The organism is Prolixibacter bellariivorans ATCC BAA-1284 (assembly GCF_000621705.1).
Classification (GTDB): domain Bacteria; phylum Bacteroidota; class Bacteroidia; order Bacteroidales; family Prolixibacteraceae; genus Prolixibacter; species Prolixibacter bellariivorans.
Map to the genome: position 1 here is coordinate 456,090 of NZ_KK211332.1, position 12,206 is coordinate 468,295.

At 44.6% G+C, this 12,206-nt stretch carries 8 protein-coding genes and 2 tRNA genes; 4 read left to right on the forward strand and 6 right to left on the reverse strand.

Features of this window, described 5'->3' with window-relative positions:
- Positions 1 to 152: 152 nt before the first annotated feature.
- Complete coding sequence (gene rocD / locus T426_RS0121190; RefSeq protein ID WP_282705575.1) at positions 153 to 1,370, forward strand: ornithine--oxo-acid transaminase; 1,218 nt, start codon at positions 153 to 155, stop codon at positions 1,368 to 1,370.
- A gap of 69 nt (positions 1,371 to 1,439) precedes the next feature.
- Here rocD and T426_RS24685 read toward each other — a convergent pair whose 3' ends face one another.
- The 4 genes from T426_RS24685 to T426_RS0121215 all read right to left on the reverse strand — a co-directional run bounded on the left by T426_RS24685 (position 1,440) and on the right by T426_RS0121215 (position 7,435).
- Positions 1,440 to 3,941 (reverse strand): LysM peptidoglycan-binding domain-containing protein, encoded by a 2,502-nt coding sequence (locus tag T426_RS24685; protein WP_025863681.1) that lies wholly within the window; start codon positions 3,939 to 3,941, stop codon positions 1,440 to 1,442.
- Between the two features lie 157 nt (positions 3,942 to 4,098).
- Positions 4,099 to 5,085 carry a dihydroorotate dehydrogenase-like protein gene (locus T426_RS0121205; RefSeq protein ID WP_025863680.1) on the reverse strand — a complete coding sequence of 329 codons (987 nt, stop codon included), beginning with the start codon at positions 5,083 to 5,085 and terminating at the stop codon, positions 4,099 to 4,101.
- 20 nt (positions 5,086 to 5,105) lie between these two features.
- Complete coding sequence (gene gltA / locus T426_RS0121210) at positions 5,106 to 6,596, reverse strand: NADPH-dependent glutamate synthase (RefSeq protein ID WP_025863679.1); 1,491 nt, start codon at positions 6,594 to 6,596, stop codon at positions 5,106 to 5,108.
- On the reverse strand, positions 6,596 to 7,435 hold the full coding sequence (locus T426_RS0121215) for a sulfide/dihydroorotate dehydrogenase-like FAD/NAD-binding protein (protein ID WP_025863678.1): 840 nt from the start codon (positions 7,433 to 7,435) through the stop codon (positions 6,596 to 6,598). The genes gltA and T426_RS0121215 overlap by 1 nt, the downstream gene beginning before the upstream one ends.
- Positions 7,436 to 7,718: 283 nt before the next feature.
- Here T426_RS0121215 and T426_RS0121220 point away from each other — a divergent pair, with 283 nt between their 5' ends.
- The 3 genes from T426_RS0121220 to T426_RS0121230 are packed head-to-tail and all read left to right on the forward strand — an operon-like array spanning position 7,719 to position 11,413.
- Positions 7,719 to 8,054 carry a TraR/DksA family transcriptional regulator gene (locus T426_RS0121220; protein ID WP_025863677.1) on the forward strand — a complete coding sequence of 112 codons (336 nt, stop codon included), beginning with the start codon at positions 7,719 to 7,721 and terminating at the stop codon, positions 8,052 to 8,054.
- Between the two features lie 13 nt (positions 8,055 to 8,067).
- Complete coding sequence (locus T426_RS0121225) at positions 8,068 to 8,418, forward strand: translation initiation factor (protein WP_025863676.1); 351 nt, start codon at positions 8,068 to 8,070, stop codon at positions 8,416 to 8,418.
- Positions 8,419 to 8,473: 55 nt separating this feature from the next.
- Positions 8,474 to 11,413 carry a DEAD/DEAH box helicase gene (locus tag T426_RS0121230; RefSeq protein ID WP_025863675.1) on the forward strand — a complete coding sequence of 980 codons (2,940 nt, stop codon included), beginning with the start codon at positions 8,474 to 8,476 and terminating at the stop codon, positions 11,411 to 11,413.
- A 510-nt stretch (positions 11,414 to 11,923) separates the two neighbouring features.
- Here the strand turns inward: T426_RS0121230 and T426_RS0121235 are convergent.
- Together T426_RS0121235 and T426_RS0121240 are read right to left on the reverse strand one after the other, a co-directional pair.
- Positions 11,924 to 11,997 (reverse strand) — tRNA-Arg (locus tag T426_RS0121235).
- A gap of 64 nt (positions 11,998 to 12,061) precedes the next feature.
- Positions 12,062 to 12,135: transfer RNA gene (locus T426_RS0121240), tRNA-Arg, on the reverse strand.
- Positions 12,136 to 12,206 lie beyond the last annotated feature (71 nt).

The following is a 12,206-nucleotide window of genomic DNA, read 5'->3' on the forward strand; positions in this document are numbered from 1 at the left end:
GTTACAATTAACAACAGCTTTTCATTTTTCGCTTCCGGTTTAACGGCAAAATAAAAACCGGGCTATTGCAGAACATTTTGATAATGCAAATAAAATCCGTTAGCTTCAACTCCCGCGGATAGATTTCCACATAGTATAAAACCAGATTACGTATGAATATGACGACGAAAGATTACATTGCTCGTGAAGATCAATACGGAGCACATAACTACCACCCGCTTCCCGTTGTGCTGGAACGTGGTGAAGGAATTTTTGTATGGGATGTAGAAGGAAAAAAATACTATGATTTCCTCGCTGCTTATTCAGCAGTAAACCAAGGTCACTCCCACCCCAAAATTGTGAAGGCATTGACAGACCAGGCCTCCAAGCTGGCACTGACATCACGTGCTTTTTACAACAACGTGCTGGGTGAGTGGGAAGAATACATCACCAAGTTGTTTGGTTACGACAAAATGTTGCCCATGAACTCGGGTGCCGAAGCAGACGAAACCGCGCTGAAGCTGATTCGCAAATGGGCCTACAAAGTGAAAGGCATTCCGCAAAACGAAGCCCGCATTGTTTGCTGCGACGGCAACTTCCACGGACGAACCATTACCATCATTTCCATGTCGACCGACCCGGATGCTTACGACGATTACGGTCCTTATACACCCGGTTTTGTGAAAGTCCCCTATAACGATCTGGAAGCCCTGGAAGCAGAGCTGAAGAATCCGAATACGGCCGGTTTCCTTGTTGAACCGATTCAGGCGGAAGCCGGCGTTTATGTCCCGGAAGACGGTTACCTGGCAAAAGCCAAAGCGCTTTGTGAAAAACACAATGTGCTTTTCGTTGCCGACGAAGTACAGACCGGATTGGGCCGTACAGGAAAAATGCTGGCATGCGATCACGAAGGTGTTCGTCCCGATGTTCTGGTGCTCGGGAAAGCTATTTCAGGCGGATTGATGCCGGTTTCCTGCGTTTTGGCCGACGATGAAATCATGTTGACCATTAAACCGGGAGAACACGGTTCCACTTACGGTGGAAACCCAATCGCCGCCAAAGTAGCCATTGCTGCACTGGAAGTGCTGCAGGAAGAAAAACTGGTGGAAAACTCTGAGAAGATTGGTGCCTATTTCCGTAAGGAAATGAAGGCCATCGACTCTCCATTGATTCAGGAAGTACGCGGTAAAGGTTTGCTAAATGCCGTTCAGATTAAACCCACCAACGGTAAAACAGCCTGGGATGTCTGTTTAGCGATGAAAGAGCATGGCTTGATTGCCAAACCAACGCACGAGCACACCATCCGCTTTACACCGCCGCTCACCATCACTGAAGAACAAATGGCTGATGCGATTAAGTTGATTAAGAAAGCATTCGCCGAATTCGAATAAATAAAAAACGTCAGACACTAAAAAGGCCTTCCCGAATTGGAAAGGCCTTTTTTTATTCCTTGAATATCTTTAATTCTGGTTTCCCGGAAAAGTCATCACGTTGTTCGTTTGATTGGTACTGTCGGGCTGCATTTCTTCCGGTTGACCGGAAAGCAGCAACGGCAAATCACCTACTTTCCCTACTGCTTTTACCCGATAATCGCGGGTATATTTCATGATATACAGCGTATGATTCATGTAACCGCCAAAATCGGACACCTTCTGGAAATTATAATCTCCCTGCAATAAATGCACATTCAGGTATGGAAGGCATTTCGCAAAGCCGGTTCCGAATTTCCGGATGGCATTCACAAAATAATTGGTGATGTCGTACCCCTGGAAACTGAACTGATTGGGTTCATCGTAAAAATCGTTCCGGTAACGTTGGATAAATCGCACCACGCCTTTATCGCGATAGTCGATGTAATAAGGCGTCAGATAATGTAGTTTCAGGTTATGCAGGTAATCGGTTTCGATGCTCCGGTAGCGTGAAAATTCCGATAAGCCAACCAACGTGATGCTATACTTTTTGGCAGCCGTATTCAGATTGGTTACGGCCACACTCACATCTGCTTCGCTGGTCATAGGCACAATCACCACATTGTCTTTGTTCGGATCAAGCAGATGAATTAATCCGTAATATCCGCCTTCACGGAAATCGAATTCATGGAAAAGTACCGACGGAGTTTGATCGTAATAACCTGTAGAGAAGAATTTATTCCGCACCCAATCCACCATCTGCGATTCATCAAGGTGAGCATTGTTGCCCATCTTCATCACGATGAAGTTCTTGTTAAAATAATCGTCTCCCAGATAATCAGCCGTAGCTTTCAGGCGGTACATTTTATCCGGATTAATCTGAAAATAATAGGGGTTACTGGCCGCCCAGCCACCACTTGCAGAAAGCGGAGAAACCATGGGGATCCGGTTTTTGGCTGAAAGCTGAGAAACCAGTTTCTGGCATTTCGGGTAAACCGGACCAATAATCAGGTTCAGCGACAAAAACTCGGGACGTTGTATCAATTGCCGAATAACACTGGTGTCCTGATTGGTATCGTATACATACAACTCTGTCTTGATTCCCTGCTGTTTCAACGTATCAAGCGCCAATAGAACTCCTTCATAGAAATCGAGGAAATTAACCGATGGCTGATAGATGATTTTGTTTTCCCGCACCTTTACGGAATCAACGACGGGGTCATCAATACCAGCCGCTTTCTGTTCCGCAATCTGCTTCTGAATTTCATCCGGTGTCATCCGGATATAATTTACCGTATCGTTGGCCTCCAGGTACAACGGAAGGAACAGACCAATCTTAATTGGTTCATTGCCTGTCCATCCCATTCCCATGCATTCGGCTTTGGGAGCTGCCGGATTCGGTTCGACCTCGTACGCCGGTGTTTGGACCGAAGCATTAGCCTTGATTTCATCCGTAAGATTTTCCTTTAGCTCTTCAGGCACACCGGGCTTGGGAATGAGCAACTGTTCGCCAACAACCGGACCACGCAATTTCAGCACCGGATTTAATTCTTTCAGCTGACTGATTTTCACATTGTACTGATGTGAAAGTCCGTAAATTGTCTCGCCTTTTGTTACGGTATGATACTGAAAAAGACTTTTATTGATGGGAACAACTTTCGTTGATGCCACCTGTTTTTCCGGAATGCGAATCACGAGGCCGGCATTCAGTCCGTCGTACAATTGCGGATTTAATTTCACCAATTCATCTTGCGAAATACCAAACCGCTGTTTCAAACTGAAATAGGTGTCACCTGTTTCCAAACGATAAGTAAAATATTGTCCCGACGCCGTTGGAACCAGCTGTGTTGGTTCTGTTGAAGCCATTTTTGGAATCCTCAGAATACTCCCCGTTTCGAGTGACTGGGCAGCTCCGGGATTAGCTTTTACAATCTCACTAATCTTCCGGTTGTATTGCTTCGAAATGGAATAGAGTGTTTCCCCTTTTTCCACTTTGTGGTAAATATAATCGCCATTTGCTTGCGCCGGCTGAGTTGTCTCAGTTGATACTTGCTTCTGCCTTGGAATGCGCAAAACTTCACCTACCAGCAACTCCTTTTTTGCTTCCGGATTATACTGGTAAATGGTCTGAACATCCACACCGTACTGACGAGAAATTGAGTAAACCGTTTCCTGCGGTTTTACCGGATGAAAAAAGAAATCGGCCGAAGGTGGCAAAGCATGTTGCTTTTCACGTGTCTGATGCCGGCGGCGTCTTTTTTCCTTACGCGATTCACTTTTTTGCATCCTGTCGACAGGTATGCGCAGAATTTCTCCAATCGAAAGTCCATCTTTTACAGAGGGATTCTCATCGACAATTTCGGTTTGCGAAACGCCATACGACTGAGAGATAGAATACAAGGTTTGCCCCTTTTCAACCGTATGTAACAGGTACTTTTTCCCACCAATAACAACGGTCTCGGATGAAACTTTCACCTGAGCCACTACCGGGATAACAGTCAGTGCAAACAAAAAAGTGAAAACAATAGTAAAACGGCTTATTCTGGTCTTCATTTTCAATATCTACAGAAATGTCAAATAGTTGGCCGAAAGGTAAGAAATTTTGCAAACATTCCTGAATGCTCTCTTCCAGCCAAATGACAGATAAACAAAAAAAAGCCGGCTTTCAATTGTCATTAAAAGCCGGTTAGTATGAAGTATTAAATTTTGTTTAATCGTGTTCGCCGAAGTTGCGCATGAACTGTACGCGCATATAGGCAGCCGGGTCAACATCATTTCCGATGCTCAGTTTACCTTTGAAATCGGCAATAGAGGAATAGTTGCGCTTTTTCATCCAGTCAGAAAGTCCCTGATTTAATTCTTTCAGCACACCAACTCCATCGATATACATTGCCGAAACGACCTGAACCGCCGAGGCACCTGCCAGCAACATCCGAACAACCGTTTTCCAATCGTGTACTCCGGTCGATGCAGCCAAATCGCAATTAACCCGTTTTGCCATGATGCCAATCCACCTGAGGGGCAACGTATAATCCGAATCCGTTGAAAATACATCGGCACTGATCAGCTTTTCGTTTTCCACATCAATATCCGGGCTATAAAACTTATTGAAAAGTACCAGTCCGCTAATTTCCGCAAAGGACAAATCGCGTATCATACCTCCCAGATTCGAAAAGTATGAACTGATTTTCAGCGAAAGCGGAATTTTAATGTTGGAAGCAACCCGGGTGGCTACATCAAAATAGATGCTTTCGTTCTCGCGACTGTTTTGCGACAAGTCGGAAGGACGGATGAACATGTTCAGTTCAATGGCGTCGGCACCGGCCTCTTCTAGTTTTTTGGCAAAGAACGACCACTCCTGGTTCGAAACGCAGTTGATGCTGGCAATCACCGGGATGGTTAATGCCTTTTTTGCGTCATAAACCAGTTGAATATAACGTTTCAGGTTTCCCTGACGGATTTCGTAATCGTAATAATCCAGAAACTCGAGGTTGTTATCCATTGGCCCCAGCTTATTCATCTCTTCGGCATATTCAAGGTAAATTTCTTCCTCGAAAACCGACTTGAGTACTACAGCCCCAGCCCCGGCTTTTTCAATTTCCCGAAGACTTTCGATTGAATTGGTTAATCCGCTACTCCCAGCGATTATGGGGCTTTTCAGTTCCATTCCAAGATATGAGACAGAAAGATCTGGCATGATTCGATTTACTTTAGATATTAATTCACAGTATATTTTTCCTGAAGAAAATGGTCCATCTTTTCAGCAGCCAGACGACCATCTCCCATGGCTAAAATGACGGTTGCACCACCGCGAACGATATCACCACCGGCAAACATTTCCGGGATGGAAGACTGCATATTGTTCTCGTCGACGACGATGGTTCCCCATTTGGTTACATTCAATTCTTTCAAACTCGAAGGTACTAAAGGATTTGGTGAAACACCAACAGCCACAATCACCAAATCAACGTCCATCTCAAATTCCGAACCTTCCATCGGAACCGGACGGCGACGCCCCGAAGCATCGGGTTCTCCCAACTCCATCCGAATCAACTTCATTCCGCTGACACGTCCTTTTTCGTCGCCATAATATTCCAACGGATTGCAAAGGTTATGGAATTCTACTCCCTCTTCCTTCGCATGTTTAATCTCTTCGATACGAGCCGGCATTTCTTCTTCCGAACGCCGGTAAACAATCATGGCTTTTTCGGCACCAAGCCGCAAAGCTGTTCTGACAGAATCCATCGCGGTATTACCGCCACCAACCACCGCCACACGCTTACCATGCAAAACAGGAGTATCTGTTTCGTCATACTGAGCGCCCATCAAATTCACACGCGTCAGGTATTCATTAGATGAAAGAATTCCGTTATAGTTCTCACCCGGAATATTCATAAATCGAGGCAAACCAGCACCACTACCGATGAAAAAGGCCTGAAATCCCTGCTCTTTCAAATCATCGAAAGAAGCCGTTCTTCCCACAATAAAATTGGTTTCGAAATGAACGCCCATCTTTTGCAGGTTTTCCAACTCCTTGTCTACAATATTATTCGGTAACCGGAATTCAGGAATACCATATTTCAATACGCCGCCAATTTCATGTAACGCTTCGAAAACGGTTACATCGTACCCTTTCTTAATCATATCGCCGGCAAACGAGAGCGCTGCCGGACCTGAACCTACGGTCGCTACTTTAATTCCATTGGATTCAGCTGTTTCCGGAACACTCATTTCTCCGTTCTCGCGCTCATAATCAGCGGCAAAACGTTCCAAATGGCCAATTGCCACAGCCGGTTTATTCAGTTTCTGCACATAAAAACATTGTGCTTCACATTGTTTCTCCTGCGGACAAACGCGTCCACAAACAGCCGGCAATGCGCTGGTTTCCTTCAACACAGAAGCTGCCTGCTGAATTTCACCACGCTCAATATTTTTAATGAATTTCGGTATGTTGATACTTACCGGGCAGCCTTCGATGCAGGTAGGATTGGCGCAGTCCATACAACGAATTGCTTCCTGCATGGCCATTTCGCGGGTCAATCCACTATTTACTTCCCGGTCCTGGTAGTTTACCCTGATTTCTGGTTCCAGCTCGGGCATGGATACCCGGTTAATCAGCATCCGGTCTTTATTCTTTGTTTTTTTTCTCAGTTCGGCGCGCCATTCCGCGTCACGTTCCTGTTTTAGATATAATGAATTTAATCCCATTACTTTTCGACCAATTTGTGCTGTAAATGATAACGTTCCAACGCTTCTCTCTCTTCTTCGCGATAACCGCCGAGTCGCATCAACATTTCGTCAAAATCAATGTGATGTGCATCAAACTCAGGACCGTCAACACAGGTAAATCGTGTTTTCCCTCCGACCGATACCCGGCAGGCGCCGCACATTCCGGTTCCATCCACCATGATGGAGTTAAGGCTAGCCTGCGTTGGCACTTTATATTTCTCGGTGAGTAAAGCAGCAAACTTCATCATGATAGCAGGGCCGATAACAATGCACTCATCTACCTTCTCCCGCTGTAATATCTCTTCCATCCCGGCCGTCACCAAACCTTGCCGACCATGCGAGCCATCGTCCGTCATCACGATGAGTTCATCGGACCACTGACGCATCTGATCCTCCAGAATGATTAAATCCTTGCTGCGTGCAGCCAACACCGTAATGACACGGTTTCCGGCTTTCTTAAATGCCTCGACAATGGGTAGCAAAGGCGCTACACCAACGCCACCGCCAGCTGCGAGAATTGTTCCTACCTTTTCGATGTGAGTGGGCTTCCCAAGCGGTCCAACCAAATCGGTAATGTAGTCGCCCGGTTCCAGCTCGGCCAGTTTCGAGGTACTTACCCCAACCACCTGTGCAACCAGGTCGATAGTTCCTTTTTCGGCATCAGCCGAAGCTATGGTTAATGGAATCCGCTCTCCTTTTTCTCCCACACGGAGAATAACGAAATTTCCTGCTTTCCTGGCGCGGGCAATCAACGGGGCCTCAACCACCAATCTGACAACCTTTTCCGAGAAAAACTCCTTTTTTACAACTTTATTCATCTAACAGGAAATAGTTTCTTATTAATTCACATAATTTTTTCAAAAATAGGAATTTCGTGAAATTAGAGGTCAATATGCAAAGTATTCTTCATGTGCTACACAACCTATACCTCAAAGTATTAATGAATCAGCACGTTCAAAAAGGCACCTGATATTTTCATCTCGATTCCGATGTTTTTCAAATGAAATATTTATTTTTAAAGTTTTCTTCATCGCAAAGTGATGTTTGCAAGTATTGAATATTAAGGATTGAGAACTTAACAGTTTCATACCGGACACAAAAATGACAAACGAAGATCGGGAAAGACTACGGAAGACCATGACGGATAAAGTGGCCGGACTCAAAGAAGAACTAATTGAGTTAAAAGAGCTGACACAACCGGAGGCCCCGGATTGTGCCATCGGCCGGGTAAGCCGGATGGACGCCATCAACAACCGTAGTGTGAACGAAGCAGCTATACGGAAAAAGCAGTTGAAATTATCGAAACTGGGACAAGCACTCGAAAAGATCGATTCTCCTGATTTTGGGAAATGTTCCCGTTGCGGTCAGGAAATTCCGTGGGGCCGTATTGCTATTATGCCCGAGTCGACTTTGTGCATCCGGTGTGCTTCACGTTAAATCTATTGAGAGAATGGGAAAGAATAAGAGAAAGAACGATCGCGAGGGAATCGTTTATTCAACCGACAACCAGTTCGATTACGAATACGACGAGCAGGAAGAAGCAGAAACATTGCCACCATCACGGCAAAATCTGAAAATCATGCTCGACCGAAAACAGCGCAAAGGCAAAGAGGTGACACTCATCACCGGATTTGTCGGCACAGATGATGCTCTGAAAGCGTTGGGAAAACAACTGAAAAGCAAATGCGGAGTCGGAGGTTCAGTGAAAAATGGTGAAATATTGCTACAAGGCGACTTTCGCGACAAAGCCATCCAACTTCTAACCAACGAAGGTTACAAAGTGAAAAAAGCCGGCGGTTAATCATTGCATATACACTATTTCGAACGAATTAGCTTTAATATAGGGGATTGTATTAGTGAGTCTACAGTTTATTATTGCCATAACTGAACATCGGAACTTAGGATATATTCTTGCCCCGTATTTGGTTGAGAAAAAGAACCAGAATACGTTCTTTTCAGTCGCAAAAAAGGTTCATACACATAATCTTGAAGACGGAGATTATACCTATTCTCCGACTGAAGAGAAACTGGTTAAACTCATTGAAAAATACAGCAACGAAAGTTTGCTCGAACGATTTGGTTCCCGGGGCGGTCTCAACGATTTTTTCAAGAACATAGAGCTGGATACTTTCACCAAACAGGTTGTACCTTACATCGAAAAGCAGATTCTGAAATGCCTTGAATTGCTCAAGGAAGCCCCAATTCCGCTTTACCGGAAAGAATCGAAATACAGCAACCTGTATGACGAGGATTTGGTGGAACTTTGCTACCGCGACACCAGTGCGGTTTTCAATTTCGAGCGGCTGGAACATGAAACGCGATACTACCTGACCATTCGCTTCCACGACCAGGAAATTGCCCTTAAGCACCCCAACGTAATTTTGCTGACCAACCATCCCTGCCGCTTGCTCTACCAGGGAAAACTATATTTCTTCGATAACCTGGCGGGAAATAAGCTTCTTCCCTTTTTCGAGAAAAACTACGTAAGCATCCCGCGAAGCGTGGAAGACAAATATTACCGAACATTTGTACTCAATGCCATCCGTCACCACCATGTTCACGCCAAGGGGTTCGACATTGTGGAAGGCAATCCGGATAAAAAGGCCATTCTTTCTCTTGAAGAAGATCAACGAGGTAATTCTCGGCTAATGCTGAAATTCAGGTACAACCAGCGTGATTTTCCGTATACCGACAAAGAGATGCAGGCTGTTTACCTTCGAAAACAAAACGGGAACTACATCTTCCATAAATTCGAACGGGACAAAAGCTGGGAAAAGAATTGTCTGAAACATCTCCGTAAACTGGGACTCGTCAAAACTTCAGCCGGCTTACATCCCGAAGGCATTTCGGATACTTCCAGCAGCAGCTACTTTTATTCATTAATCAACTGGATCAACACGCATCAGCAGGAGTTGGAAGAGGTAGGCATTGAACAGGAACAGCACAATCTCAACCGGCAATATTACACCGGTGGTCACATGCTCGACATTGAAATCAGCGACGAAAGCGACTGGTTCGATATTTACGCCTATGTACATTTTGGAGACTACCGCTTTCCGTTTGTCCGACTGAAGAAGAATATCCTCAATGGAGTTCGTGAATTTCAGTTGCCTAACGGCGAAATTGCTATTCTCCCGGAAGAGTGGTTTGCCCGCTACCGCGATATTTTCACACTCTCGGAAACTGAGGCAGAGCATCTAAAACTCCGGAAACACCATTTCCCTGTACTGGAAAACAACCTGAAGGGAATCAATAAAAAATACCTGCAAAAGTTTGAACAACTGACAACGGAACAACCCGAAGCTCCTGAAGTACCCCAAAAACTGAATGCCATGTTGCGCGCTTACCAGGAAGAAGGTTTTGGGTGGATGTATCATCTTCACCAGCATCATTTCGGCGGATGCCTGGCCGATGACATGGGGCTGGGAAAGACCGTGCAAACCTTGGCTTTACTGGTAAAGACTCAACGCAAAATCAACGGATACCCTACACTGTTTGATAAAGTAGATGAAAAAAACAGTGCTCAAAACAGACAATTTGCAAAAAACCATCAGCCGGCCAGCTTAATTGTGCTCCCTACTTCGCTGGTTCATAACTGGGAAGATGAAATACTGAAATTCGCACCTACGCTGAAATACTATAAATATATAGGAGCACGCCGACGGCATAAAATCAACATGCAGGATATTATTCATCAGCATGATGTGATTCTCACGACATACGGAACAGTGCGCAATGACCGGGAATTTCTGAAGCAATACCAGTTTTATTACCTCATACTCGACGAAGGGCAGTACATTAAAAATTCGGGTTCAAAAACCTACCGGGCCATAAACGACCAGAACGCTTCGCATCGGTTGGTACTGACCGGTACGCCTATAGAGAATTCACTTTCCGATTTATGGTCGCAAATCAATTTTCTGAACCGCGGCTTACTCGGCAGTCTCGCCTGGTTTAAACGGGAATTCATCTCTCCTATCGAACGGAAAAACGATGAAGAAGCGCAAAAGAAACTGCAACAGCTCATCCAACCTTTCATTCTGCGCCGGACAAAGGAACAAGTAGCCCGCGATCTTCCGCCATTAAGCGAACTCGTCCGGTATGTTGATATGGCTCCAGAGCAGAAAAAAGCCTATGAAGCGGAAAAGTCTTCCATCCGGAATAACATTCTTTCGAATATTGAAGAAATCGGACTGGAAAAATCGACTTTTGTTGTTTTGCAAGGGCTTATACGACTCCGGCAACTGGCCAATCACCCGGCCATGATTGAGGAAAATCAACACATGGAATCGGGGAAATTCAACGAAATTTTGCGCATGCTGAGCATTTTGGTTGCCGAAAAGCACAAAATCCTCATATTCTCTTCCTTCGTCAGACAATTGAAACTGCTGGCCAAGGAATTTGAAAAGAATAGCTGGAACTACAGTTTGTTAACCGGGCAAACACGCGATCGCAAAACGGTTATCGACGATTTTCAGCAGAATCCGGACAACAGTATATTTCTTATTTCGCTTAAAGCGGGCGGAGTTGGTTTAAATCTAACATCAGCCGATTATGTCTTTATTATCGATCCATGGTGGAACCCGGCAGCCGAAATGCAGGCGGTCAACCGGGCACACCGAATTGGGCAGGATAAAAATGTATTTGTTTACCGGTTTATCACCGAAGGAACCATCGAAGAGAAGATTCAAAAACTAAAAGAAAAGAAGTCTTCGCTGGCCGAAAAATTCATCAATACCAACAATCCGTTCCAGTCTGTTTCCAAAGATGAACTTATGCATCTTTTCGAAGATTAAAAAAGAAAAGGACAGACCGGGCGGTCCATCCTTTTACTAAACTAACCAAACTAACTAACCTAACTAAACCTAAACTTATGAAATCGTCGCAAAAATAGTCCGCGACACTTCAATTGATATTATCTAAAGATTAAATAAACGTTTTCTTCATTTCAAGACTTCTTACGCTCAAAGATTCCATTCGTCCTTTTTAAAGTAAAAAAGAAAAGGACAGACCGGGCGGTCCATCCTTTTACTAAAACTAACCAAACTAACTAACCTAACTAAACCTAAACTTATGAAAAAAAATGTACCACAAAGATAACCGCCGCACCAGGGGTTCGACGAATTATTTCTGTTAAAAATTGTAAAGATTTATCTAAAAAACCTTAATAAAAGTAAAGGGTCTTATGATTACTCCAAGTCGATGAATCCCCTTTCTACACTTAACAAATTGGTTAAAAAAACGGCGTGCCCGATTGAGATTTTGAAGCACAAAAAAAGGAGCCTCTTCTAAAAGAGACTCCTCTGTGAACCCGGAGGGATTCGAACCCCCAACCTCCTGATCCGTAGTCAAGTGCTCTATCCAGTTAAGCTACGGGTCCAGATAACGCAGTGATAAAAACCTTTCAAAAAAATAGAAGTTCCTCACTGCAAGAAACTTCTTTGTGAACCCGGAGGGATTCGAACCCCCAACCTCCTGATCCGTAGTCAAGTGCTCTATCCAGTTAAGCTACGGGTCCATTTGTTTTTGAAAGCGGTGCAAATATAAAGAGTTTTCAATAAACACCGTCACTTTCGGCAGGCTTTTTTC